22 protein-coding genes and 1 riboswitch are annotated in these 23,938 nt (G+C 67.2%); of the genes, 10 read left to right on the top strand and 12 right to left on the bottom strand.

The window, feature by feature from the left end; all coding sequences use genetic code 11:
• Positions 1-133: 133 nt before the first annotated feature.
• Together J1M43_RS03140 and J1M43_RS03135 are read right to left on the bottom strand one after the other, a co-directional pair.
• Positions 134-1,147 carry an aldo/keto reductase family protein gene (locus J1M43_RS03140; protein WP_033105853.1) on the bottom strand — a complete coding sequence of 338 codons (1,014 nt, stop codon included), beginning with the start codon at positions 1,145-1,147 and terminating at the stop codon, positions 134-136.
• 59 nt (positions 1,148-1,206) lie between these two features.
• Entirely contained in the window at positions 1,207-1,950 is a 744-nt protein-coding gene (locus J1M43_RS03135; protein WP_234001317.1) for a FadR/GntR family transcriptional regulator, read from the bottom strand.
• Between the two features lie 126 nt (positions 1,951-2,076).
• Between J1M43_RS03135 and J1M43_RS03130 the strand changes: the two genes are divergently transcribed.
• The 4 genes from J1M43_RS03130 to J1M43_RS03115 are packed head-to-tail and all read left to right on the top strand — an operon-like array spanning position 2,077 to position 6,498.
• The gene (locus J1M43_RS03130; protein WP_033105851.1) at positions 2,077-3,297 is read left to right on the top strand and encodes an aminotransferase class V-fold PLP-dependent enzyme; all 1,221 of its coding nucleotides are present in this window, start codon (positions 2,077-2,079) and stop codon (positions 3,295-3,297) included.
• Between the two features lie 44 nt (positions 3,298-3,341).
• Complete coding sequence (locus J1M43_RS03125) at positions 3,342-4,655, top strand: sugar ABC transporter substrate-binding protein (protein ID WP_206475726.1); 1,314 nt, start codon at positions 3,342-3,344, stop codon at positions 4,653-4,655.
• Between the two features lie 2 nt (positions 4,656-4,657).
• On the top strand, positions 4,658-5,608 hold the full coding sequence (locus J1M43_RS03120) for a carbohydrate ABC transporter permease (RefSeq protein ID WP_206475724.1): 951 nt from the start codon (positions 4,658-4,660) through the stop codon (positions 5,606-5,608).
• Positions 5,605-6,498, top strand: coding sequence for a carbohydrate ABC transporter permease (locus J1M43_RS03115; RefSeq protein WP_234001316.1), 894 nt, complete (start codon positions 5,605-5,607; stop codon positions 6,496-6,498). Before J1M43_RS03120 ends, J1M43_RS03115 begins: the two co-directional genes overlap by 4 nt.
• A 16-nt stretch (positions 6,499-6,514) precedes the next feature.
• Here the strand turns inward: J1M43_RS03115 and J1M43_RS03110 are convergent, their stop codons facing one another.
• On the bottom strand, positions 6,515-8,041 hold the full coding sequence (locus J1M43_RS03110; protein ID WP_206475722.1) for a DUF4407 domain-containing protein: 1,527 nt from the start codon (positions 8,039-8,041) through the stop codon (positions 6,515-6,517).
• A gap of 82 nt (positions 8,042-8,123) precedes the next feature.
• A complete protein-coding gene (locus J1M43_RS03105; protein ID WP_206475720.1) occupies positions 8,124-8,684 on the bottom strand; it encodes a TetR/AcrR family transcriptional regulator in 561 nt (186 codons plus the stop codon).
• 65 nt (positions 8,685-8,749) lie between these two features.
• On the opposite strand from J1M43_RS03105, the gene J1M43_RS03100 reads away from it, so the two are divergent.
• Positions 8,750-9,385, top strand: coding sequence for an NAD(P)H-dependent oxidoreductase (locus tag J1M43_RS03100; protein ID WP_206475718.1), 636 nt, complete (start codon positions 8,750-8,752; stop codon positions 9,383-9,385).
• Here J1M43_RS03100 and rlmN read toward each other — a convergent pair.
• Positions 9,334-10,605, bottom strand: coding sequence for a 23S rRNA (adenine(2503)-C(2))-methyltransferase RlmN (gene rlmN / locus J1M43_RS03095; RefSeq protein ID WP_206475716.1), 1,272 nt, complete (start codon positions 10,603-10,605; stop codon positions 9,334-9,336). The genes J1M43_RS03100 and rlmN overlap by 52 nt on opposite strands.
• A 115-nt stretch (positions 10,606-10,720) precedes the next feature.
• On the opposite strand from rlmN, the gene J1M43_RS03090 reads away from it, so the two are divergent.
• Positions 10,721-11,359, top strand: a complete 639-nt coding sequence (locus tag J1M43_RS03090) for a bifunctional 4-hydroxy-2-oxoglutarate aldolase/2-dehydro-3-deoxy-phosphogluconate aldolase (protein ID WP_206475714.1) — start codon at positions 10,721-10,723, stop codon at positions 11,357-11,359.
• Between the two features lie 2 nt (positions 11,360-11,361).
• Complete coding sequence (locus tag J1M43_RS03085; RefSeq protein ID WP_206475712.1) at positions 11,362-12,108, top strand: sulfite exporter TauE/SafE family protein; 747 nt, start codon at positions 11,362-11,364, stop codon at positions 12,106-12,108.
• 200 nt (positions 12,109-12,308) lie between these two features.
• Here J1M43_RS03085 and J1M43_RS03080 read toward each other — a convergent pair whose 3' ends face one another.
• On the bottom strand, positions 12,309-13,142 hold the full coding sequence (locus J1M43_RS03080; protein ID WP_033105844.1) for an NAD(P)-dependent oxidoreductase: 834 nt from the start codon (positions 13,140-13,142) through the stop codon (positions 12,309-12,311).
• A 25-nt stretch (positions 13,143-13,167) separates the two neighbouring features.
• Entirely contained in the window at positions 13,168-13,947 is a 780-nt protein-coding gene (locus J1M43_RS03075; protein WP_033105843.1) for an SDR family NAD(P)-dependent oxidoreductase, read from the bottom strand.
• Positions 13,948-14,044: 97 nt separating this feature from the next.
• On the opposite strand from J1M43_RS03075, the gene J1M43_RS03070 reads away from it, so the two are divergent.
• Both J1M43_RS03070 and J1M43_RS03065 read left to right on the top strand, forming a co-directional pair.
• Entirely contained in the window at positions 14,045-14,404 is a 360-nt protein-coding gene (locus tag J1M43_RS03070; protein WP_206475710.1) for a DUF488 domain-containing protein, read from the top strand.
• The gene (locus J1M43_RS03065; RefSeq protein ID WP_033105841.1) at positions 14,401-15,126 is read left to right on the top strand and encodes an aminoglycoside 3'-phosphotransferase; all 726 of its coding nucleotides are present in this window, start codon (positions 14,401-14,403) and stop codon (positions 15,124-15,126) included. The genes J1M43_RS03070 and J1M43_RS03065 overlap by 4 nt, the downstream gene beginning before the upstream one ends.
• Positions 15,127-15,187: 61 nt before the next feature.
• On the opposite strand, the gene J1M43_RS03060 is transcribed toward J1M43_RS03065, so the two are convergent.
• The 3 genes from J1M43_RS03060 to J1M43_RS03050 all read right to left on the bottom strand — a co-directional run bounded on the left by J1M43_RS03060 (position 15,188) and on the right by J1M43_RS03050 (position 18,077).
• The gene (locus tag J1M43_RS03060; protein ID WP_033105840.1) at positions 15,188-15,979 is read right to left on the bottom strand and encodes an energy-coupling factor transporter transmembrane protein EcfT; all 792 of its coding nucleotides are present in this window, start codon (positions 15,977-15,979) and stop codon (positions 15,188-15,190) included.
• On the bottom strand, positions 15,976-17,433 hold the full coding sequence (locus tag J1M43_RS03055; RefSeq protein WP_084595719.1) for an ABC transporter ATP-binding protein: 1,458 nt from the start codon (positions 17,431-17,433) through the stop codon (positions 15,976-15,978). Before J1M43_RS03055 ends, J1M43_RS03060 begins: the two co-directional genes overlap by 4 nt.
• Before the next feature lie 2 nt (positions 17,434-17,435).
• A complete protein-coding gene (locus tag J1M43_RS03050) occupies positions 17,436-18,077 on the bottom strand; it encodes an ECF transporter S component (RefSeq protein ID WP_033105839.1) in 642 nt (213 codons plus the stop codon).
• Positions 18,070-18,179: riboswitch (TPP riboswitch) on the bottom strand. (Overlaps the previous gene by 8 nt.)
• A 104-nt stretch (positions 18,180-18,283) precedes the next feature.
• Here J1M43_RS03050 and J1M43_RS16635 point away from each other — a divergent pair.
• A complete protein-coding gene (locus J1M43_RS16635; RefSeq protein ID WP_206475708.1) occupies positions 18,284-19,939 on the top strand; it encodes a D-alanyl-D-alanine carboxypeptidase family protein in 1,656 nt (551 codons plus the stop codon).
• A 25-nt stretch (positions 19,940-19,964) separates the two neighbouring features.
• Here J1M43_RS16635 and J1M43_RS03040 read toward each other — a convergent pair whose 3' ends face one another.
• On the bottom strand, positions 19,965-22,109 hold the full coding sequence (locus J1M43_RS03040; protein ID WP_084595718.1) for an ABC transporter ATP-binding protein: 2,145 nt from the start codon (positions 22,107-22,109) through the stop codon (positions 19,965-19,967).
• The gene (locus J1M43_RS03035; RefSeq protein WP_206477302.1) at positions 22,106-23,827 is read right to left on the bottom strand and encodes an ABC transporter ATP-binding protein; all 1,722 of its coding nucleotides are present in this window, start codon (positions 23,825-23,827) and stop codon (positions 22,106-22,108) included. The genes J1M43_RS03040 and J1M43_RS03035 overlap by 4 nt, the downstream gene beginning before the upstream one ends.
• Positions 23,828-23,938: the final 111 nt, after the last annotated feature.

The raw sequence follows: 23,938 nt of genomic DNA, 5'->3' as shown, positions 1-23,938 counted from the left end.
TCTGCGGGAGTGCCGCTGCGGGTCGTTGAGCGAGCGGAGCGAGACGAAACGGCTTGAGCGAGGTGGTCGTTGAGCGAGCCGGAGGCGAGTCGAAACGCAGCAGCGACGAGTCGAAAGCGAGCGCCCCAGCTGTTCAGACCAGGCGGCGCTTCGGAGAAACCGAGTACGTGCCCTCCGGGTCGCGGTTGACCGTGTCGCCGAGGGCGGCGTCGATCGCGGCGAGCGTGTCGGCGTCGAGCGTCACGCCGGATGCCTTGACCGTCTCTGCCAGCTGCTCCGGGCGGGATGCCCCGACCAGTGCCGCCGCGACGTTCTTGTTCTGCAGCACCCACGCGATCGCGAGCTGCGGCATCGAGATACCGGCCTGCTCGGCGATGGGCCCCAGCTTCTGCACGGCGGTGAGGATCTCATCGCGCAGGAAGCCCTTGATGAAATCGGCGCCGCTGTGCGGGTCGGTCGCGCGCGAGCCGTCGGGCACGGGCTGACCCGGCAGGTACTTGCCGCTGAGCACTCCCTGCGCCATGGGCGACCACACGATCTGCGAGATTCCGAGCTCTTCGGATGCCGGCACGACCTTGCCCTCGATCACGCGGTGCAGCATCGAGTACTGCGGCTGGTTCGAGATGAGCTGCACACCCAACTGCTTGGCGAGGGCGTGGCCTTCGCGCAGCTGCTCTGCCGTCCACTCGCTGACGCCGATGTACAGCGCCTTGCCCTGACGGACGACGTCGGCGAACGCCTGGAACGTCTCCTCCAGCGGGGTCTCGTAGTCGAAGCGGTGCGCCTGGTAGAGGTCGACGTAGTCGGTGCCGAGGCGCGTGAGCGATCCGTTGATCGACTCGAGGATGTGCTTGCGGGAGAGCCCGGTGTCGTTCGGGCCCTTGGGGCCGGTCGGGAAGTAGACCTTCGTGAAGATCTCGAGCCCTTCGCGGCGCTGACCATCGAGCGCCTTGCCGAGCACGACCTCCGCGGCGGTGTTCGCGTACGTGTCTGCGGTGTCGAACGTCGTGATGCCGGCATCCAGTGCCGCGTGCACGGTCTTCACCGCGGCGTCGTCGCCGACCTGCGATGCGTGAGTGACCCAATTGCCGTAGGTGATCTCAGAAACCTTGAGACCGCTGTTGCCGAGATAGCGATAGTTGACCATGTCTCAACGCTAGCGGCTGACGAAACGGTGAGGGTCGGCTCCGTCGCACTGCGTCACGTCTACGCCGGAGCCTGATGCTTGCGCAGCCAGAACTCGGTCTGCGCGACGTGGCCGGCTGCGGCAGCCGAGGCGGCCACCGGGTCACGTGCCTCGAGCCCGCGCAGGATCGATCGGTGCCCCGCGTCCGAGAGCAGCTTGATCTGCGCGGCGTCGTCGGTGGTGAAGATCCGGTACGCCCGCGAGCGCGAGCGGAGCACGTCGAGCAGCGTCGCCAGCGCGTCATTGCCCGCGATGTCGGCGATCGCGGAGTGGAACTCGTTGTCCAGCTCGGAGAGTGCCTCGTCATCCGTGACCGCCTCCAAGCGATCGAGCAGAGCGTCCAGTCGCGCGATCGTCTCCGGGTCGACCCTGGCCGCCGCGAGGCTGGCCGCATGCGCCTCGAGAGCGCGGCGCAGCTCGTACAGCTCGATGATCGAGTCCAACGGCAGGAGGCCGACAGTGAGACCGAGCCCCTTGATCAGATCGGCGGCGTGCAGCTCGGAGACGTAGCTGCCGGATCCGTGCCGGGTGTCGATAACCCCGAGCGCAGAAAGGGTGCGGATGGCCTCGCGCAGGGGGCCCCTCGAGACGCCGAGCCTTTCGCACAGTTCGCCCTCGCTGGGCAGCCGGTCGCCCGGGCGCAGGTCACCGTCGGCGATCAACGCACGCAAGCCGTGCAGTGCCGTCTCCATCGCGCCCATGCGCCTGCTCTCTCTCTCGGGCGCCCGGTGTGCGCCGACCCACAGTCGGAGTCTGCCGTGCATGCTCCCGAGCACCTAGTTGTATTACGACTTTGCTAAATGTACGTCTCAGGATCGCCTTTCTGGGCACTGTGTGGCAAAGTTGTGCAACAAGTTTCCCCTTCAGATGATCTCCCCGAACGAGGCACCATGCAGCAGCCGACATCCACCATCGCCCCGGTGCAGCTTGCATCCGGCATGCGAGCCCGCGATGCCTGGCCTCTGGATCCTGCGATCATCCACCTCAATCACGGCTCGTTCGGCGCCGTGCCGACAGAGGTCGTCGAGCACCAGAACGGGCTGCGCGCGCAGGCCGACCGCAGCCCGGTCGGATGGTTCCCCCGCATCGCCGAGCATGTGGCGGATGCTCGCACCAGGGTCGCCCCGTTCGTCGGCGCCCGCGCAGAGGACACCGCGTTCGTGCCGAACGCCTCGGCCGCGGCGACGGTCGTCTACAACAGTCTCCGCCTGGCCCAAGACGACGAGATCCTCGTCACCGACCACGGGTACGGCGCGATCACGATGGGGGCGGCCCGTCTCGCCCGTCGTTTCGGCGCGCAGGTGCGGGCCGTGCACATCCCGTTGTTCGCGCCCACGGACGAGGTCATCGAACTCTTCCGCCAGGCGATCACCGGCCGCACTCGCCTGATCGTCGTGGATCAGATCACCTCCCCCACCGCCCGCGTGCTTCCGACGGCCGAGATCAGCGCACTCGCTCGGGAACACGGCATCCGCGTGCTCGTCGACGGCGCGCACGCGCCGGGTCTCGTCGCCGATGCCGCGACGGTCGGCGGCGGTGACTGGTGGTTCGGCAATCTGCACAAGTGGCCGTGCGCCCCGCGCGGTTCTGCGGTGCTCGTCACGGCTGATCCCGACCGTCAAGACCTCTGGCCACTCATCGATTCGTGGGGAGCGGCTGAGCCGTTCCCCGGCCGCTTCGACACGCAGGGAACGATCGACGCGACGACGTACATCAGCACCCCTGCCGCGATCGACTTCATCGAGCGCGAGTACACCTGGGAGCGCACCCGCACCACCATGCGTGAGCTCGCCGACGTCGGTGCTCGAATGATCGCCGATGCGGTCCAGCCTTACGTCGCAGATGACGCCCTGGTGCGGCTGCCCAGCGCAGTCGACTCCATGCGGCTGATCCGTCTTCCAGACGGACTCGGCAAGACCCGCGAAGAAGCCGACGACCTGCGCATGACGCTGTTCGACACCGTCGGCGTCGAGACGGCGTTCACGAGCTTCGAGGGCCGCGGCTACTACCGGCTTTCCGTGCACCTCTACACCGAGACGAGCGACTTCGAGGCGTTCGTCGAGCGCTGCATCCCGGAGATCCTCCGTGCGGCCGAGGCCGCAGCATCCTGACCTGAATACCCCCGAGAAAGCACCACACACGAAAGAGGTACGTCATGAAGCGCACTCGTCTGACGACGATCGCCGGCGTGGGCACAGTCGCCCTGCTGGCTCTGACCGCATGTTCCGGCGGCGGCTCCGATTCCTCCGCTGAGGGCGGCGACGTCGAACTGCAGATGGTCGAGAGTCTGACCAACCCCGCGCGCACCGAGCTGCTGCGCGGCCTGCTCGACGACTTCGAGGCCGAGAACCCCGGCGTCACTGTCAAGCTGGTCTCGCCGCCCACCGAGCAGGCAGACCAGACCATCCAGCAGATGCTGCAGTCCGGCTCCGGTGTCGACGTGCTCGAAGTGCGCGACATCACCGTCGGCCCATTCTCGAACAACGGGTGGCTGTACGACATGACTGATGACCTGGGGAGCTGGGACGGCTGGGATGCCCTGACCGACAACGCGAAGGCCGCCGCCGAGGGCGACGGCGAGAGCTACTTCGTCCCGTACGGCTTCTACGGCCTGTCGCTCTTCTACCGCACCGACCTCGTCGAGGAAGCCGGTTTCGACGGGCCTCCCGCCAGCTGGGAAGAGCTCCTCGAGCAGGCATCCGCCATCCAGGACCCGGCGAACAACACCTACGGGTACGCGTTCCGCGGCGGCCAGAACGGCAACACGAACGTCGTCGCCGCCATCGAGGCGTACCTCGTCGACGACCTCGATCCGAGCGATGCCTTCCGCCTCGAAGACGGTTCGACGATCTTCGCGGCGCCTGAAGCGCAGGATGCCGTCGACACCTACTTCGACCTGTTCGAGCAGGGTTCGCCGCCCTCTGCCGTGTCGTGGGGCTACCCCGAGATGGTGGCCGGCTTCACGAACGGCTCGACCGCCTTCCTGTTGCAGGACCCCGAGGTCATCGCGACCGTGCAGGAATCCAACCTCACCGAGGACCAGTGGGACACCGCGCCGCTGCTGACCGGCCCTGACGGCAAGGCCGCACAGCCTCTCGCGGTCGCCGGATGGGGTGTCGCCGAGGCTAGCAAGAACAAGGATGCCGCTGTCGACCTCGTCGAGTTCCTCTCGTCTGCTGAGCCCGCCACCGAGTTCGCGCAGGCGAACAGCCTCGTGCCGATCATCGCCGCCGCATCCGACGACGAGTTCTACTCGACGGGGCCGTGGACGAGCTACGTGACCATGACCGAGAACCCGGACACCTACGTCAACGTGCAGCAGCCGCGTGGCGTCAGCTGGTGGACCGAGTGGATCCAGAAGTCCGACCAGGACGTGCAGAACGTGCTGCTGGGCAACATGACCACGGCCGAGCTGCTCGAGTCGTGGGATGCGTACTGGGTCGAGAAGTACGCCTCCGAAGAGGGCTGATCATGACCTTGCTGACGCGTTCGGGGCGCTCCACCGGTGAATCCGGTGGGGCCGCCCCGGCGCGGCCGGGGAAGAAGGTCTTCCGCAGTCGCCATGCGTGGACGATCCTCGCCTTCCTCGCCCCCGCCATCCTCTTCGTCTGCTGGTTCACGTACTACCCGATGCTGCAGGGCATCCGCATGGCGTTCCACGACTGGAACCTGTGGGACCTCACCTCGACCCCGTTCGTCGGATTCGACAACTTCACCCGCATCTTCAGCGATCCGGTGTTCCCACAGGTCGCATGGAACTCGGTGCTCTGGGTCGTCGGGTCGCTGGTGCCGCAGTTCGTGGTCGGCTTCCTGATCGCGCTGGCCCTTCGCACCCGCTTCCGCTTCCGCGGCGTGTACCAGGCGCTCGTGTTCTTCCCGTGGGCCGTGTCCGGCTTCCTGATCGGGATGCTGTTCCGCTGGATGTTCAACGCGGAGTTCGGCGTCATCAACGATCTGCTCATGAAGACCGGGCTGATCGACGCCCCGCTGCCGTGGTTGGCCGATCCGAAGCTCGCGATGATCGCCGTGATCGTGGCGAACATCTGGTACGGCGTGACCTTCTTCGCGATCATGATCCTCGCGGCTCTCCAGTCCGTGCCGGACGAGATGCTCGAGGCCGCGAGCCTCGACGGCGCGGGAAAGCTGCGTCAGCTGTTCTCGGTGATCATCCCGTACATCCGCATGACGCTGATGCTGACCGTGCTGCTGCGCGTGATCTGGATCTTCAACTTCCCCGACATCATCTGGGCGATGACCAGGGGCGGGCCGGCGAATCAGACCCACATCATCACCACCTGGATGATCAACTACACCCAGCAGGGCAACTACGGCATCGCCAGCGCGATCGGCCTGATCGTCGTCGGGTTCCTGTTCGTGTTCTGCGCCTTCTACCTGATGGCGATGAGGAGGGCGAACCGATGAGCGCCACCGCACAGATGGTCCTTCCGACCGGCACGCGACAGCGGCCGATCGGACGTGCCAAGAAGAAGGTCTCCGGTCTCGGCATCCTGCGCTTCGTCGGGCTCGCCGTCTGGCTGCTGATCACGCTGTTCCCGCTGTACTGGATCGCGCTGACCTCGTTCAAGGCCCCGGCCACGGTCAACGTGTACCCGATCGAGTACTGGCCGAGTCAGCCGTCGATGCAGAACTACGCCAACCTGTTCGAGACGAGCAGCTTCGGGGTGTTCCTGGCGAACTCCGCGATCGTGGCGCTGGTCGCCGGTGCCACGAGCACGTTCATCGCGCTGCTGAGCGCGTTCGTGATCGCGCGCTTCGAGTTCCGCAGCAAGGGCGCGGTGCTGATCGCGTTCCTGCTCACGCAGATGATCCCCGCGTTCATCGCGCTCGGTCCGCTGTACTCGATGATGGCCGACCTCGGACTCGTCGACAACAAGTTCGGACTGATCCTCGTCTACGTGGCGATCTGCATCCCGTTCTCCACCGTGATGCTGCGCGGGTTCTTCGAGAACGTCCCGGTGGCGCTCGAGGAGGCGGCGATGATCGACGGATGCTCGCGACTCGGTGCGCTGTTCCGGGTGCTCGTGCCGGTCATGACCCCCGGCATCATCGCGGCGTTCATCTTCAACTTCGTGAACTGCTGGAACGAGCTGTTCCTCTCGGTCGTGCTCATGCACTCCGAAGAGAATCGCACCGTCCCCGCCGCGCTGAACGGCTTCATCTCGACGTTCAACGTCGACTGGGGTTCGATGTCGGCGGCCGCCGTCGTCACGATCCTGCCGACGATGGTGCTGTTCGCCCTCGCGAGCAAGTGGATCGTGCAGGGCCTGACGGCGGGAGCCGTGAAGGAGTAGCCGCTCAGCCTGCCGCTCAGGTCGCCTGTGCGGCAGGCTGCTCTGTCACGATCGCAGCCCGGTCGCGGAAGCCTTCGGCGGTGACCTTGTCGAGTGCCACCTGTTTGCGGATCGCGACGGTGCGCTCGTACAGCGTCGGCTCGCCGAAGCTCGTGAGAACCTTCACGAGCACCGGCAGCAGTTCGATCATGAAGAACAGGGCGGCGATGAGCCAGTGCGCCCAGAGGATCGCCGGCTCCTTCTCGGAGAGGCGGTTCAGACCGCTGATCTGGCTGAGCAGCCCCGTGGCCCCTGCGTTGCCTCCTGCCACGGCATCCGCCCTCGCGTTGTAGGCGGCGAGCGCCTGGTCGTAACTGTCCCTCGCTGCCGGAAGCTGGGTCTGCGCCTGCTCCCGGTTCTGCGACTCGGACGCCGAGGTGTTCTCCTTCGCGGCGGTGCCCGCGGATTCCAGAGCCTCGTTCGCATCGCGCTGCTGCGCGGCGAGCGCGTCGTAGGTCTGCTGGGCCTGGGCGAGCTGCGCCTGTGCGGCGTCGGAGCTCGCGCCCTCGCCGTTCACGCCGGTGCAGCCGGGCACCGTGCCCGCACCCTCGCCGGTGAGCTCGCACTGGTACAGCGCCCGTGCCTGATCGATCACGGCCTGCTGGTCCGTCATCTTGGCGCCCAGGTCGTCGACCGTCGCCTGCGCGGCGGATTCGCTCGCAGAGGAAGCGTCGGTGCCGGCGACGATGCCGGTGGCCGCCTGGTTCTCGAGCGTCGCGACGCGTTCGGATGCGGCATCCAGCGCCAGCTTCTCCGGGCCGGACTCCAGTGCCTCCTGGTCGGACTGCGCCTGGACGATGTTCGTCGCGGCGACCTCGCGGGAGATGTCGTTGTGGAAGATCTGCAGCACGAGCGGCTCCGCGACGACGAAACCGATGATCACGGCCATGATCACACGCGGGATCGCGAGCCCGATGAGCTTCCAGATGTTCCTCGTCGAAGTCATGGTCGAGGTGAGGAAGCGGTCGAGGTTGAAGATGATGAGTGCCCAGATGATCGCCAGCGGCACCGCCAGCCAGATGATCGCCTGCACACCGGTCGTGAGCGCGAAGAGCATCGAGATCGCCGAGACCAGGGCGGTGCCGGCGAGCACGAAGAACATCTGCACGAAGCGCGAGGTCTCACCGGGGACGCGGTCGAGGATCTCTCCGTCGGCGCCGCCCAGGATCGCGAGGGTGCGCAGTCGCGAACCCGGCGTGCGGGGACGACGCGCGCGGCGAACGCGCGGGGCGCGCTCGGGCTTCACCCGCGTGGCGGCCGTCGGCGCGGCATCCGGCTCCGTCGGCACCGGGCGCTGCGGCGTGGCGCCGATGAAGGGCTCATCGTCCGCGGAACCGGAGCGGTCGGCGTCCGTCGCGTCGTCGACGGAGGAAGTGGATTCGGAACCCGTGGGCTCGAACTCACGCAGGAAGTCGAGGTCGTCGGTCGTGGCATCCGCGTCGCTGTCGAGGATGATCTGACCCTGCGAGTCGAAGCGACCCGGTCGATGGGCGGAGTAAGGCATCAGACAAACTTAGGAAAGCGTGCCTGTGGACTCGGTGCAAAACCCCTGCACGGCGCTCCCAGGAACGGATCCCGCGCAGCGATCAGATGAGCCGATCGACAGTCGCGCCGAACGCGGCCAGCGCGGCGTCGAGTGTCAGATGTCCGGCGGCCGAAAGCGTGCCGAGTCCGTGCACGAGGCCCCAGAGTGCGGCGACGTCCTCAGGCTCGTCGAGCCCGACGGCCTTCGCGGCGGTGGCCAGCACCGTCTCCAGTTCATCGATGAGTGGTGCCATCGTCTCGGTCGGAGAACCCGGCACGCAGACGGTCGGATCGTAGATGACGTCGAACGAGTTCGGATGCTCGGCCGCGAAGCGGATGTACGAACCCCCCGCCTCCACGAGCGCCGCACGGGGGCTGCCGGCCTCTGCTCCCCGACGAACGGTGTCGACGAGTTCCGTCATGCTGCGCTCGGCGAGAGTCTTCAGCAGACCTCGCCGGTCGGTGAAGTGGTGATAGGGCGCGTTGTGGCTCACGTCGGCTGCGCGCGCCACTTCCCGAAGACTGATCTCGGCGGCCGGCATCCGCTCCAGCAGCTGCATGGCCGCGACCTCGAGTGCGTGCGCAAGGTCACCGTGGTGATAGCCGGTCTTCGAACTTGACATGAGCAACATTGTCTCTTATCTTGACAGTGTCCATAACCTAGACAGTGTCAAGATAGGAATTCCCCATGCCCTCCGCTCTCGTCATCGACGGCCACCCGGACGCCGAATCCCTCACGTCATCCCTCGCGCAGCGCTACGCCACCGGGTACGGGGATGCTCGACTGCTCGCGCTTCGCGACCTCGAATTCGATCCGCACATGCGGTTCGGCTATCGACAGCGCATGCCTCTGGAGCCCGACCTCGCAGACGCGAAGCGGGCCATGCAGGAGGCAAAGACGATCATCATCATGACCCCGCTCTGGTGGGGATCGGTGCCGGCGCTGCTCAAGGGGTTCTTCGATCGCGCCCTGCTGCCTCAGCAGGAGTACCGGTACAACGCGCGCGGACTCCCGGAGGGACTGCTCAAGGGACGACGCGGACGGATGCTCCTCCTCGCCGACACCCCGTGGTACGCGGCTCCCGTCCTCGGGCTCCCCGCCGTCACGCACGTCGCGAAGAGCACGATGAAGCTCTGCGGCGTCCGGCCCTTCACGGTGCAGCGCCTGCTCGGCGTCCAAGGTGCCGACGACGCCAAGATAGCGAGATGGCTCGACGGAGCAGAGCGCACCGGGGCGTCAGATGCGCGGAGGGACGCGGATCGGCCGATGCCTCAGGCCATCGCCGCCGAGGCGGCCTCGTCCTCGGTCGTCGCGACAAGCTGACCGCACGCGCCGTCGATCTCCTTGCCGCGGGTGTCGCGGAGCGTCGTCGGGACACCCGCGTCGTTGAGGCGGCGCACGAACTCGTTCGTGACCTCGCGGGTCGACGCCGTCCACACCGACTCGGGCGTCGGGTTCAGCGGGATCGGGTTCACGTGCACCCATCCGCGCCCACGGGCGTTGAGCTTCTCCGCCAGCAGATCGGCGCGCCACGCGTGGTCGTTCATGTCCTTGATGAGTGCGTACTCGATCGAGACGCGACGGCCGGTCTTCTCGTAGTACTCGTACGCGGCATCCAGCGCCTCGTCGACCTTCCACTTCGAGTTCACCGGGATGAGCTCGTCGCGCAGGTGATCGTCAGGGGCGTGCAGCGACAGCGCGAACGTGACGGGGATGCCCTCGTCGGCGAGCTTGCGGATGGCCGGGACGAGGCCGACCGTCGACACCGTGATGCCGCGGGCGCTCATGCCGAGGCCGTGCGGCTGCTCGGCGACCATCGTGCGCACGGCATCCATCACGCGCTTGTAGTTGGCGAGCGGCTCGCCCATCCCCATGAAGACGATGTTGGAGACGCGCTCCATGCTGTGGTCGTCGGCCTTCTTGCCGCCGAGACCGCCCTCGGCGATCAGTCGGTTCGCGCGGACGATCTGCTCGACGATCTCGGCGGAGGACATGTTGCGTGTGAGGCCCGCCTGGCCCGTGGCGCAGAACGGGCAGTTCATGCCGCATCCGGCCTGGCTCGACACGCACAGCGTGATGCGGCCCGGGTAGCGCATGAGCACCGACTCGACGAGAGCACCGTCGTGCAGTCGCCAGAGGAACTTGATCGTGTCGCCCTTGTCGGTCTCGAGCCGGCGCACCTCGGTGAGCAGCGGCGGCAGCATGCCGGCGACGAGCTCCTCGCGCTGAGCGGCGGGCAGGTCGGTCATCTCGGCCGGGTCGGACGTGTAGTGCGTGAAGTAGTGCGTCGACAGCTGCTTCGCACGGAACCCGGGAAGGCCGAGCTCCTTGACCTTCTCGATGCGCTCTTCGACTGTGAGGTCGGCGAGGTGAACCGGCGGCTTGCCGCGCTTCGGGCTCGCGAACTGCAGCAGCGGGCGCCCCGACTCGTCCTTCTTCTGCGTCCAGCCCTCGGTGCGGGGGCGCACCTGCGGGGCGGCATCCGTCCCGGTCTTCTTCGAGGTGGCGGGACCCGTCGAGCGGATGCGGGAGGACTCAGTCATGTCTCCAAGGGTACGCGGTGGCGGGTGGGAAGCGGCTGGTGGCCGTGTCGGCAGACCTGTCACTACAGCCTGCGGGATGCACGAGAATGGAAGCATCACCGATCGAGGAGCACTCATGACCGACCGTCTCGCCCGCGCCCGTGCCACCGGCGTTCTCGCCGTGCTGCGCGCTCCCTCCCCCGAGCAGGCGCTCGATGCGGCCGATGCGATCATCCGCGGCGGCATCGCCGGTATCGAGGTCACCTACTCCACGCCGGATGCTCCTGCCGTGATCCGTGAACTCATCGCACGTCACGGCGACGCCGCATACATCGGCGCCGGCACGGTCACCACGATCGAGCAGGCGACGGCCGCGGCAGATGCGGGAGCAGAGTTCCTCGTGAGCCCTGGCACCCTACCCGACCTCACCCGGGCGATGCTCGACACCGGACGCGTCGTGATGACGGGAGCGATGACTCCGACGGAGGTCATGGGCGCGCTTGCGCTCGGTGTCGACGTCGTGAAGATCTTCCCCGCGTCCCTCGGCGGCCCCTCTTACCTCGGAGCCCTGCGCGGACCGTTCCCCGATGCACCGCTCATGCCCACCGGTGGCGTGAAGCCGGACAACCTCGCCGAGTGGTTCGCCGCGGGCGCGGTGGCTGCCGGAGCGGGTGGCGACCTCGCGAACTCCGCATCGATCAAGGCCGGCGACTGGGTGGACCTCACGACGCGAGCCGAGGCGTTCGCGGCAGCGTTCGCCGCCCTACGCGGCTGAGCGTGCCCGACCTCCTCCCCTGGGCGTGGGCCGTCCTGGCACTCGCCGCACTCACGATCGGCCTCGCGAAGACCGCGATCCCCGGTGGCGGCATCCTGCCCGTCGCGCTTTTCGCCGCTGTGCTCCCGGCGCGCACATCGACCGCGGCGCTGCTGCTCCTGCTGATCGTCGGCGACATGTTCGCCCTGATCGCCTATCGACGGCACGCGCACTGGCCGACCCTGCTGCGGCTGGCGCCGGCCGTGATCGCGGGCCTCGTGGCAGGGTTCGCCTTCCTCGCGCTCGGAGATGACGACATCGTGCGCCGCGCGATCGGGGTGATCCTGCTCGCGATGATCGCGGTCACGCTGTGGCGCCGGTGGCGCCAGCGGAAGACGGATGCTGCGCCCGCCGAGCACGGCGTCGTGGTGGCGTCGACCTATGGAGCGCTGGCCGGATTCACGACCATGGTCGCGAATGCGGCGGGCCCGGTGATGTCGATGTACTTCCTCGCGATGCGCACCCCGGTGCAGGTCTTCCTCGGAACATCGGCGTGGTTCTTCGCGATCGTGAACCTCGTGAAGGTGCCCTTCCTCGCAGGCATCGGCCTGTTCGACGGCCAGGTGCTGCTGATGGATGCTGTGCTGGTTCCGCTCGTCGTCGTCGGCGCGCTCGTCGGGGTGCGCGTGGCGCGCCGGATGAAGCAGCAGGTGTTCGACTGGATCGTGATCACCCTCACGATCGTCGGCGCCGTATACCTGCTGTTCTGAGCGATGTGTCCGGACACTTCGACAGGCTCAGTGACCGGAAATGCCGACTCTGTCCGGACACTTCGACAGGCTCAGTGACCGGAAATGCCGACTCTGTCCGGACACCTCGACAGGCTCAGTGACCGGAAAAGACACTTCGACAGGCTCAGTGACCGGAAAAGGCCGATCCCTGAGCCTGTCGAAGGGTGAGACCCATCGCGTCAGCCGAGGAAGATGTCGGGGAAGAGCCGGTCGTCGGGCGTACCGGGCACTGCGGCGTAGCCGGAGAAGTCGGTCACACCGTCGGCCTCCAGCACGTCCTCCACGATCAGGCTCTGCCCGGTGTACTCGGCAGCGGTCTTCGTGAGCACGGCATATGCGGCATCCGCATAGATCTGGGGCGTGCGACTCGCGGCCATCACCTTGTCGCCGCCGAGCAGATTCTGCACCGCAGCGGTCGCGATCGTCGTTCGCGGCCACAGCGTGTTGGCCGCGATGCCGTCCGAGGCGAACTCCGCCGCGAGGCCGAGCGTCACCATGGTCATGCCGAACTTCGCCAGCGAGTAACCGGCGTGCGCGCCGAGCCACTTCGGCGTCGGGTTGAGCGGCGGCGACAGCGACAGGATGTGCGGGTTCGACGACTCGCGCAGCTGCGGGATCGCCGCGCGCGAAAGCATGAACGTACCGCGCACATTGACGTCCTGCATCAGGTCGTACTTCTTCGCACCGAGATCGAGCGAGCGCGAGAGATCGATCACGCTCGCGTTGTTGAGCACGATGTCGATGCCGCCGAACTCGCCCTGCGTCTTCATGACGGCCTCGGTGATGTCATCGTCCTCGCGCACGTCACCGACGATCGGCAGAGCGTTGCCACCGGCCGCACGGATCTGCTCGGCGGCCGTGTGGATCGTGCCCTCGAGCTTCGGATGCGGGGTGTCTGTCTTGGCGAGCATCGCGATGTTCGCGCCGTCCGCCGCCGCGCGCAGCGCGATCGCCAGACCGATGCCGCGGCTGCCGCCCGACATCAGGATCGTCTTGCCTGCGAGGTTGCTCATGCTGCTCCTTCTTCTGCGTTCAGGTCTACTTCGGTGCCATCCGGATCGCGCCGTCCAGGCGGATCGTCTCGCCATTGAGATAGTCGTTCTCGATGATGCTCATGGCCAGTGCCGCGTACTCGGCAGGGCGGCCGAGTCGTGCGGGATACGGCACCTGCTGCCCGAGAGAATCCTGCGCGGCTTCGGGGAGACCGGCGAGCATCGGCGTCTCCATGATGCCGGGCGCGATCGTGCACACACGGATGCTGTGACGGGCGAGCTCGCGCGCGATCGGCAGCGTCATGGCATGCACGCCGCCCTTCGACGCTGCATACGCGGGCTGGCCGATCTGTCCGTCGAACGCGGCGACGGATGCGGTGTTGATGATGACGCCGCGATCGCCGGAGTCATCGGTCCCTGAGCCGGTCGAAGGGCCGTTCTTCGCGATCACGGCGGATGCCTGCGAGATGACGTTGAACGTGCCCACGAGGTTGATGCGGATCACGCGTTCGAAGTCCACGAGCACGGCGGGCTTGCCGTCGCGATCGAGCACCTTCGCGGGCGGGGCGATGCCGGCGCAGTTCACGACGATGCGCAGCGGAGCCGCTGCGTTCGCGGATGCGGCGGCGGACGCGGCATCCGCGGGGCTTGTGACATCGCCAGCGGCGAACGTGCCGCCCAGCTCTGCGGCCAGCTCAGCGCCCTGAGATGAAGGAAGATCGAGCAGCGTCACGTGCGCGCCGGCTGCGGCGAGCGCGCGGGCGGTGGCGAGGCCGAGGCCTGACGCGCCGCCCGTGATAAGTGCTCCGGATCCCTGGACGTGCATGTGTTCTCCTTCGAACGAGTGTGCAACTCAGTTCCAGCATACGCAGTTCTCAGTTCCATGCTGGCATCGCGATGCGAACAGGTGTTGGGTGGAGGGTATGCAACTGCGTCGCAAGCGAGCCTACGACAACGCCGAGGCGGCTGACGGTTTCCGCGTGCTGGTGGACCGGCTGTGGCCGCGAGGCCTGGCGAAGGAACGGACCGAGATCGATCTGTGGGCCAAGGACACCGCTCCCAGCCCCGAACTGCGCAAGGCCTGGCACGCAGCATCCGACGATGACTGGGGCGTATACGCCGACCGCTATCGCGCGGAACTGGAAAATGAGACCGCACCCGCACTCGAAGAGCTCGCAGCCGAACTGAAGCAGCACGACCTCGTCACCCTCGTCTATGCCGCCCATGACGAGGAGCGCAACCACGCGGTCGTGCTCGAGCAGGCACTGAGCGAACTGCTGTGAGCATCCCCTCCGCGCACATCGAAGTGCCGCGGCGGGTGCGCGAGCTCGCGGGGCGCGCGGCGCTCGCGCCCGTGTGGCACAACAACATCGGCGGACTCACGTACCGCACCGACGATGGGCGCTTCATCAAGTACGGTCCCCTCGATGCCGAGGCGAACATGCGCGACGAGGCGGAGCGCATGCGCTGGGCCTCCCGGTGGACCCCGGTGCCAGAGGTCATCGAACAGGGAGAGGATGCCACCCACGAGTGGCTTGTCACGGTCGCCATTGCCGGCGAAAGCGCTGTCGTGGCCCGTTGGATCGCCGAGCCCGCAACGGCTGTGAGAGCCGTCGGGGAGGGTCTGCGAGCACTGCACGATGCACTGCCGACCGGCGAATGCGCATGGAGCTGGGGCGTACCCGCCCGAATCGCGAATGCCGAAGCACGCGGCATCCGCATACCCGAAGCGCTGCACAAGGCCCCGGCCGTCGATCGCCTCGTCGTCTGCCATGGCGACGCGTGCGTGCCCAACACCCTGCTCGACGCCGACGGGCGCTGGCGCGCGCACGTCGACCTCGCCGCACTCGGCACCGCCGACCGCTGGGCCGACATCGCGGTGGCATCCATGAGCACGACGTGGAACTACGGCCCCGGGTGGGACGAAGCGCTGATCGAGGCGTACGGCATCGAGCCCGACCGCGAGCGACTGGCGTACTACCGCGACATGTGGAATGCGACGTGACGGCTCATCCGATCATGTTCGAGGATGACGACACGGCGGGCGATGGTCGTGGAAGCGAGTCTCAGCTCCAGACGAACCGGAACGTGCCCAGCGCCACGGCCGCGGCGAGCGCGAGCGCCATGATCACCGCGCCACCGAGCAGCGCGACGCCGTCGCGCGCGTGCAGCTGCGACGGCCGGGACCAGGTGCGCTGGATGCCGGATCCGAACCCGCGCGCCTCCATCGCCATCGCCAGCTTCGTGCCGCGGCGCACCGCGAAGACGAGCAGCACGAATGCCATCGAGAAGAACCGCCTCAGCGCACCTCGATCGCCGACGCCGCGTGCACGGCGGGCGAGACCCATCGTGCGCCAGTCGTCGAGGAACAGCCCCAGCATCCGGGTGCCTGCGAGCACGCCGAGCACGAACCGGCTGGGCAGCTTCGCGACCTGCGCGAGAGCATCCGCCAGCTCGGTCGGGTCGGTGCGGCCGAACAGCAGGATCGTCGGCAGCCCCAGCGCCAAGACGCGCAGGCTCACCGCGATCGCGAGGCTGACGGAGTCCTCACTGATGGTCGCGAAGCCGAAGCTCCAGTAGATGCGTCCGGCCGGTTCCGCGTACAGCAGCATGCTGAGCCCGGCGACCGGCGCGAAGATCACAAGCGGAAGCAGACGCTTCAACACAGTGCCCCATCGCAGACCGGTGAGCGGCAGGCACAATAGCTGCAGCCCGATCGCGACGAGCCCGCTCACGACGTCGATCGACGCGAACAGCGGCACGGACAGCAGCAGCGCGAGCACCAGCTTCGTCACGGGATTCACGCCGTCGAGCCACGCGCCGCGCACCTTCTCCTCGATTTCGACGCCTGTGCTCACGAGGCCTGCTCCAGCACGATCCGATGCCCACCGAGGTGACGGATCACGCCCGCATCGTGCGTCACGGCGACGACCGAGGTGCCCGATGCGATCTCCTCCTGCAACAGCGCGACCAGCTCGATCCAGCCTCGCCGATCCTGACCGAAGGTCGGCTCGTCGAGCACGATCACCTCGGGGGATGCCGCGAGCACCGTCGCGACGGACAGCCGACGCTTCTGCCCACCCGACAGGGTGAACGGGTTCGCGAGAGCGAGATCCGACAGGTGCAGTCGCTCGAGCAGCGCGTCGACGACGGACGCGGTGCGCGCGGCATCCCAACCCAACGCCTTCGGTCCGACGCTGAGTTCGTCATGCAGTGTCTGGGTGAGGAACTGGTGCTCCGGCTCCTGGAAGACCGTGCCGATGCGCGTGAGCAGCTCGCGAGACGTCCACCGGAACGGCCGGCGCCCGCCGCGTCCCGCAAGAGGCGAGGCTGCGACGACCTCACCGTCCTGCTCCGGGATGAGACCGGCGAGCGTGAGCGCGAGCGTCGACTTGCCGACGCCGTTCGGGCCGGTGATCACGGTCGCATTCCCGCGCGGCACGCGAACGTCGAGCCCGGACCGGACGACGGTTCGCGACGTACGCGCGATCGCGAGTCCGGTCGCGGAGAGAACGGACTCGGCCGCATCCGGTGCCGCGGGAAGCACCGGCAGTTCGAGGGGCTGATCGGGCACCCACACTCCGGCGTCCGCCAGCGCTGGCCCATGCTCGGCGAACACCTGCGCGGGCGAGCCGTCCGCGAGAAGGCCGCCGTCGGCGGCGAGGACGATGACACGGGTCATCAGTCCCACCCAGACCGGCGTGCGATGTTCGACGACGATCAGCGTCGCGCCGGTGGCATCGACGACCCGCTCGACGCTCGCCCGCACCTCCGCGACTCCTTCAGGGTCGAGGTTCGCGGTGGGCTCGTCGAGCAGCAGCAGTCCCGGCCGCATGGCCAGCACACCGGCGAGCACCAGACGCTGCTTCTGCCCGCCGGAGAGTGCTTCAGTAGGGCGACGCAGCGGCACCTCCAGGCCCACGGCCTCGAGCGCCTCGGCCACGCGCGCGGGGATATCGGATGCCGGAATGCCGAGATTCTCGCATCCGAATGCGACATCGTCGCCGACCTTCGACAGCACGATGCCGGCATCCGGGTCCTGCATGACGAGGCCCGCCTGCCCTCGACGTGACTCGGGAGCCGCGCCATCGATCAGCAGCGACCCGGTGCGCTCACCCTCGTCAGCGTCGCCGAGCACCCCCGCGAGCCCGGCGAGCATGGTCGACTTGCCCGCACCGGATGCACCGAGCAGCAGCACGCGCTCGCCGGGCTCGATCGCGAAGGAGACGTCGCTGACGGCGGGACGCTTGCGCCCCGCGTAGCGCCAGCCCCAGCCCGCAGCCTGCACGCGGGCCGGGGTGGCATCGGTCATGCTCAGACCTCGCGCGCGAGTTCTCTGCCCGCGGCGAAGCGGCTGAGCGCTCCGGTCTTCGCCAGCGCGCGCACGAGCAGCCAGCCGACGACTCCGGCGAGGATCGCGCCGGACACGGCGACGCATACGAGGTAGATCGTGTTGAACTCGAGGGACTTGAGGATGTTCGGTGAGCCGCCGTAGAACAGCTCGAACACCCAGGCGGCGACGCCAGCGCCGACACCGGCGAGGGCTGCGACACCGAGCCCGAACCGGCGGTACAGGAACAGCGCGAAGATGAGCTCGGCGCCGAGGCCCTGCACGAGGCCGGACAGAACCGTCGAGACGCCCCAGACGTTGCCGATGAGCATCGAGACGATCGCGGCGACCACCTCGACGACGAGGGCTGCGCCCGGCTTGCGGATCACGAGGCCGCCGATGACGCCACCGATCAGCCAGATGCCGACCGCGACGCCGCCGAGCCCCGGTGTCACGGCATCCGCAGCGCCGAACCAGGCGCCGCCGACGACATTCCATCCCCAGAAGAGCAGACCGACCGCGACGCCGAGCACTGCGGCGACGACGATGTCGACGACGCGCCAGCGCCAGGGATTCGCGCCGGTGCCGGTGGATGTGGCATTGGGCGTGCGTGTAGACGTGCTCATTTGAACTCCTCCCTGCGCTGGCATGACCCAGATCAGGTTCGACGGTCGAAGCGCTTGTCGCTCCCTCTCAGCCCGGCTCGCCGGACTCCCGTGGTTGTGCTGACGATCATACTCAGGTTCCAGAACACCCGCACCGACGCGCACCGGCGACGATCCGTGGACGGCGCGCACGCGCGGCATGGCACCGGATTCGGTAGCGTGAACAGGTGACCATTGAAGACGCGACGCCCGAGACCGGGGCTCTCACCCGGCGTGAGTTTCGCGCGGCCACCGGCGCGACCGACACCGTGAGCCCGCCGGCCCCGCCCTTCAACGACGACGCGAACGCATCAGATCCGGATGCTGTCGACCTCGAGTCCGCTGAGGATGCCCGGGAAACCGCGCACGAGCAGACGATCGCGCCCGTTCCCGCAGACTTCTCGGTCGATGACGTCGACGCGGCGGCTGCGTCGGATGCCGACATCGATCTCGACGAACCCGCGGCATCCGCCGCTTCCACGGTGCGGTGGGCCGACGAGAGCCAGACGGCGACCGCCTTCGCCTGGCTCGATGTCGACACCGTGGAAGAGAGCACCCGACCTGCCGATCTCGATCAGATAACGATGCGAGAGGCCGGTCCGGATCTGCTTGCCGATGCGCGACTGCACCCGACGCTGCTGCGGGCGCGCTGGCTGGTGCCGATCGGCGCCGTCGCCGCCCTGGTGCTGGCGTATGCGGCGACCGTGCTCCTGTGGCCACTGCACGAGGTGCCCCCGATCGTCGAGGCCGCCGAGTTCGAGACGGTCGCCGCGCAGGTCGCGGCTCCCGCGTGGCCGGCCGCCGGCAGCGCGGGCGTAGGGATCGCAGGGATCTCATCGGTGGCGTCCTCTGCGGATGCCGTTTCGATCGCCAGCGTGACGAAGGTGGTCACAGCCCTGATGGTGCTGGATCGGATGCCGCTTCAGCTCGGTGAACAGGGACCCGAGTTCGCGTTCAGCTACAGCGACAACGTCGAGTACTGGGACTACCGCCGTGCAGATCAGTCGGCGCTGGACGTGCCGGTCGGCGGAGTGCTCACCGAGTACCAGATGCTGCAGGGAACGCTGCTCGGTTCGGCGAACAACTACGTCGATCGCCTGGCCCGCGACATCTGGGGCTCAGATGCCAGCTTCGCGGACGCCGCGGCGACGTGGCTTGCCGACCGCGGGCTCTCCGGCATCACGATCGTGACACCGTCGGGCTTCGATGAGGGCAACGTCGCCACACCTGTTGCGCTCTTGCAATTGGGCGAGCGCGCGATGCAGAATCCCGTGTTCGCAGAGATCGTCGGCACCGCCAGCGCCGAGATCCCCGGTGCCGGCGTCGTCACGAACACGAACGGCATGCTCGCGGACCCCGGTGTCGTGGGCATCAAGACGGGCACGCTCGAAGGGTGGAGCGTACTCACCGCGAAGGACGTCACGATCGGCGACACGACCGTGCGCCTCTACGCCGCCGTGCTGAATCAGGGCGATGACGAGGAGCGTCTCGCCGTGACCCGTTCCCTGTTCGCCGATGCCGAGACCGCACTCGAGACCATGGCACCTGCGGTTCCGGCCGGGACGGTCGTCGGCACGGTCGACACGCTGTGGGGTGCGAACGTCGATCTCGTCACGGACGAAGACGCGACGGTGCTGCTGTGGAACGGGGCTGCCGCCAGCGCCGGCGCGACGCTCGCTCTCGGCGAGCAGCGTGACGCCGGCGACGAGGCGGGCACGCTCAGCGTGAGCGGCCCGCTGGATGCCGTCGAGATCGGCGTATCGTTCTCAGATGCGCTGCCCGGCCCGAGTCCGTGGTGGCGTCTGACGCACCCGCTCGAACTTCTCGGGGTCGTGGCCGACTGACACGCAGCCGGCCACAACACCGAGATCAGAGGCCCGTCGACTCCTCGGCGTCGACATCGGCCACGCCTGCTGGAACGGCGTCCGGCTCGGCATCCCCGGTGACGACCACGGGGGTCGTGCCGGTCATGGCCTCCTCGGCATCGATGTCGGTCGCGGCCTGCTCGAACTGCGACTGGTACAGCCGCCAGTACGCACCCTGCGCGGCGATGAGCTCATCGTGCGAGCCCTTCTCCACGATGTCGCCGTGCTCCATCACGAGGATGAGGTCGGCGTCGCGGATGGTCGACAGGCGGTGCGCGATCACGAACGAGGTGCGTCCCTGTCGCAGCGCTGCCATCGCGTGCTGCAGCAGCAGCTCGGTGCGGGTGTCGACGGCGCTCGTCGCCTCGTCGAGGATGAGGATCGACGGCTTCGCCACGAACGCTCGCGCGATCGTGATGAGCTGACGCTCGCCGGCCGAGACGTTCGCCGCATCTTCTTCGAGGACCGTCTCGTAGCCGTCGGGAAGCGCATGCACGAAGCGGTCGACGTAGGTCGCCTTCGCCGCCTCCAGCACCTCTTCATCGGTCGCCGACGCACGGCCGTACCTGATGTTCTCCAGGATGGAACCGGCGAAGAGCCACGGGTCCTGCAGCACCATTCCGGTGCGCGAGCGCAGCTCGGACCGGGTCGCCTTGGAGATGTCCTGACCGTCGAGCAGGATGCGGCCGCCGCTGAGCTCGTAGAAGCGCATGATGAGGTTCACCAGCGTCGTCTTGCCTGCACCGGTCGGCCCCACGATCGCGACCGTCTGACCCGGCTCCACTCGGAACGACAGGTCGTTGATGAGCGGACGCTCCGGCGTATACGAGAACGAGACGTTCTCGAACTCGATGACACCCTTGCCCTCGACGAGGGCGGGTGCATCCGCGGCGTCAGGGTCCTGCTCATCGGCGTCGAGGAAGTCGAACACCCGCTCGGCCGAAGCGGTGCCGGACTGCACCACGGCCGCCATGCCGCCCAGCTCGCTCAGCGGCTGCGTGAACTGCTGCGAGTACTGGATGAACGCCTGCACGTCGCCGAGGCGAAGCTGACCGCTCGCGACCATCAGGCCTCCGAGAACGGCGATGCCGACATAGGTCAGGCTGCCGACGAAGGTCATGGCGGGCATGATGATGCCTGACAGGAACTGCGCCTTGAAGCTCGCCTGGAACAGCTCTTCGTTCTCGACCTGGAACTTGTCGAGTGCATCCTTCTCACGGCCGTAGACCTTCACCAGCGCGTGACCGGAGAACGCCTCCTCCACCCATGCGTTCAGGCGACCGACCTTGCGCCACTGCGAGCCGAAGGCCTTCTGCGAGCGCGGACCGATGACGCCGAAGATGACGCCCATGAGGGGCAACGCGACGAGGGCCACGAGGGCCAGCTGCCACGAGATGGAGAACATCATCACCAGCACGCCGACGACGGTGAGCACCGATGTCAGTGCACCCGAGAGGGACTGCTGCATCGCGGTGGTGATGTTGTCGATGTCGTTCGTGACACGCGAGATCAGCTCTCCGCGCTGCACCTTGTCGAAGTACGACAGCGGCAGACGGTTGATCTTCGCTTCGACCGATTCACGCAGGCGCCACATCGTTCGCACCATGATGACGTTGATGACGTAGCCCTGGATCCAGGTCAGCAATGCGGCGCCGACGTAGATCGCGAGCACGGCGACGATGATCCAACGCAGTCGCTCGAAGTCGATGCCCGCGCCGACCTGGAAGTCGGTGAATGCCGCGACCATGTTCGCGAAGTCATCTTGACCCTGCGACCGCAGGAGCTCGATGACCTGCTCCTGCGATGTACCGGCAGGAACGCCGCTGTCTCCGAGCGTCTTCGAGATGAAGCCCTCGTAGATGATGTTGGTGGCCTCGCCCAGCACCTTCGGTGCAGCGACAGTCAGCACGACTCCGATCGCACCGAGGATCGACACGAAGACGAACCAGAGTGCGGAGGGCTTCAGCAGACCGATCATCCGGCCGAAGCTCTTGCCGAAGTTGTCGGCCTTGCCAGGGGCGGGGGCGTCCCACCCTCCGGCATCCAGACGCGCCGCGTCGGCGAGCTCGGCTTCATACTGCTCTTCTGCGGTGAGCCCGGTCACTGACACTTCGACAGGCTCAGTGACCGACTTGTCTCGCGAACTCATGCGTCCACCCCCAGCTGCGATTCGACGATCTCTCGATAGGTGTCATTGGTGGCGAGCAGCTCGTCATGCGTGCCGACGCCGACCATGGTGCCGCCATCGAGGACCACGATGCGATCGGCGTCCATGATGCTCGAGACGCGCTGCGCGACGACGATCTTCGTCACCTCTGGCAGTTCACGCCACAGGGCCTGTCTCAGCCTCGCGTCCGTCGTGAGGTCGAGTGCCGAGAACGAGTCGTCGAAGATGAGGATGTCCGGCTGGTGCACGATCGCTCTGGCGATCGCGAGACGCTGGCGCTGCCCGCCGGAGACGTTCGTGCCGCCCTGGGCGATGCGCGACTCGAGGCCATCAGGCATCTCCTCGACGAAGTCGCGACCCTGTGCGATCTCGAGCGCATGCCACAGCTCTTCGTCCGTGGCCTCCTCGCGGCCGTAGCGCAGGTTCGACGCCACTGTTCCGGTGAACAGGAACGGTCGTTGCGGCACCAGGCCGATGGTCTTCCACAGCGCGTCGACGTCGGCTTCACGCACATCAGTCCCGTTGACGCGCACTGCGCCGCCCGTGACGTCGAACAGTCTCGGGATCAATGAGACGAGCGTGGTCTTGCCGGCACCGGTGGAGCCGACGATCGCGACCGTCTCACCCTTGTCAGCACCGAAGGAGACGCCGGACAGCACCGGGGCGTCGGCTCCGGGGTATGTGAACTCGACGTCTTCGAGAATGACCGTGCCAGGCGCGCTGAAGTCGGCGACGCCGTCGTCCGGACGGTGCATGCTCGACTCGGCGTCGAGCACTTCGCCGACGCGCTCGGCCGAAACGGCCGCGCGCGGGATCATCATCGCCATGAAGCTCGACATGATCACGCCCATCATGATCTGGCCGATGTACTGCATGAACGCGAACAGGGTGCCGACCTCGACGTTGCCCGCATTGATCTCGATGCCGCCGAACCAGATCACTCCGACGACGGTGACGTTGAGGATCAGCATGAACAAGGGGAAGAGCAGCACGAAGAGCGAGCCGATCTTGCGTCCGAGGATCATCAGCTCGGTGTTCGTCTCGCGGAAGCGCGCTTCTTCGATCGGTTCGCGAACGAAGGCGCGCACCACCCTGACGCCCGTGAGCTGTTCGCGCATCACACGGTTGATCGCATCGAGCTGCTTCTGGTTGCGACGGAACAGTGGAACCATGCGACCGATGATGAGCACGGCGACGATCAGCAGTGCCGGCACAGAGACGGCGATCAGCCAGCTGAGCCCGACGTCCTGCTGCACGGCCATGATGATTCCGCCGATCGCGAGCAACGGGGCGGTGACGAACATCGTCGCCCCCATCATCGCCAGCATCTGCACCTGCTGCACATCGTTCGTGTTACGGGTGATCAGCGAGCCTGCGCCGAACTGCGACACCTCGCGTTCGGAGAAACCGTTCACGCGGGAGAAGACGTCGGCACGGATGTCGCGTCCGACGCTCATCGCCGCCTTGGCAGCGAAGTAGGTGGCGACGATCGAGCAGACGATCTGACCGAGTGACACCACGAGCATGAATCCGCCGGTGCGCCAGATGTAGCCGGTGTCGGCCTGGGCGACGCCGTTGTTGATGATGTCGGCGTTCAGGCGCGGCAGGTAGAGGGTGGCGAGGGCGCTGGCGAACTGGAAGACCAGGACGCCGACGAGGAGCCATCGATATTTGGAGAGATAGCGGCTCTTGTGACGTATCCGTGGGTGTTTGGGCGGGTTTGAACGGGCGCACGCCGTTCTCTCGTATAGGTTTCTGGACTGTCAAGGAACAGGAACCAGTGAACGGGGAACGGCGTGCGGAATGTCAGT

Origin of the sequence: Microbacterium sp. KRD172, from assembly GCF_017168295.1 — a bacterium.
GTDB classification, from domain to species: Bacteria; Actinomycetota; Actinomycetes; order Actinomycetales; family Microbacteriaceae; genus Microbacterium; species Microbacterium profundi.
Note: the sequence above shows the minus strand (reverse complement) of the source record. Positions and strands in the feature narration are given on the sequence as shown.

What these genes read in the sequence shown, in the direction of transcription:
- J1M43_RS03080 (WP_033105844.1), bottom strand. Translation starts at nt 13,142, where the DNA reads ATGAGCAACCTCGCAGGCAAGACGATCCTGATGTCGGGCGGCAGCCGC.
- J1M43_RS03140 (WP_033105853.1), bottom strand. Translation starts at nt 1,147, where the DNA reads ATGGTCAACTATCGCTATCTCGGCAACAGCGGTCTCAAGGTTTCTGAG.
- J1M43_RS03055 (WP_084595719.1), bottom strand. Translation starts at nt 17,433, where the DNA reads ATGACCGATGCCACCCCGGCCCGCGTGCAGGCTGCGGGCTGGGGCTGG.
- J1M43_RS03090 (WP_206475714.1), top strand. Translation starts at nt 10,721, where the DNA reads ATGACCGACCGTCTCGCCCGCGCCCGTGCCACCGGCGTTCTCGCCGTG.
- J1M43_RS03100 (WP_206475718.1), top strand. Translation starts at nt 8,750, where the DNA reads ATGCCCTCCGCTCTCGTCATCGACGGCCACCCGGACGCCGAATCCCTC.
- J1M43_RS03130 (WP_033105851.1), top strand. Translation starts at nt 2,077, where the DNA reads ATGCAGCAGCCGACATCCACCATCGCCCCGGTGCAGCTTGCATCCGGC.
- J1M43_RS03070 (WP_206475710.1), top strand. Translation starts at nt 14,045, where the DNA reads ATGCAACTGCGTCGCAAGCGAGCCTACGACAACGCCGAGGCGGCTGAC.
- J1M43_RS03125 (WP_206475726.1), top strand. Translation starts at nt 3,342, where the DNA reads ATGAAGCGCACTCGTCTGACGACGATCGCCGGCGTGGGCACAGTCGCC.
- rlmN (WP_206475716.1), bottom strand. Translation starts at nt 10,605, where the DNA reads ATGACTGAGTCCTCCCGCATCCGCTCGACGGGTCCCGCCACCTCGAAG.
- J1M43_RS03135 (WP_234001317.1), bottom strand. Translation starts at nt 1,950, where the DNA reads ATGCACGGCAGACTCCGACTGTGGGTCGGCGCACACCGGGCGCCCGAG.
- J1M43_RS03120 (WP_206475724.1), top strand. Translation starts at nt 4,658, where the DNA reads ATGACCTTGCTGACGCGTTCGGGGCGCTCCACCGGTGAATCCGGTGGG.
- J1M43_RS03075 (WP_033105843.1), bottom strand. Translation starts at nt 13,947, where the DNA reads ATGCACGTCCAGGGATCCGGAGCACTTATCACGGGCGGCGCGTCAGGC.
- J1M43_RS03115 (WP_234001316.1), top strand. Translation starts at nt 5,605, where the DNA reads ATGAGCGCCACCGCACAGATGGTCCTTCCGACCGGCACGCGACAGCGG.
- J1M43_RS03050 (WP_033105839.1), bottom strand. Translation starts at nt 18,077, where the DNA reads ATGAGCACGTCTACACGCACGCCCAATGCCACATCCACCGGCACCGGC.
- J1M43_RS03110 (WP_206475722.1), bottom strand. Translation starts at nt 8,041, where the DNA reads ATGCCTTACTCCGCCCATCGACCGGGTCGCTTCGACTCGCAGGGTCAG.
- J1M43_RS03040 (WP_084595718.1), bottom strand. Translation starts at nt 22,109, where the DNA reads ATGAGTTCGCGAGACAAGTCGGTCACTGAGCCTGTCGAAGTGTCAGTG.
- J1M43_RS03105 (WP_206475720.1), bottom strand. Translation starts at nt 8,684, where the DNA reads ATGTCAAGTTCGAAGACCGGCTATCACCACGGTGACCTTGCGCACGCA.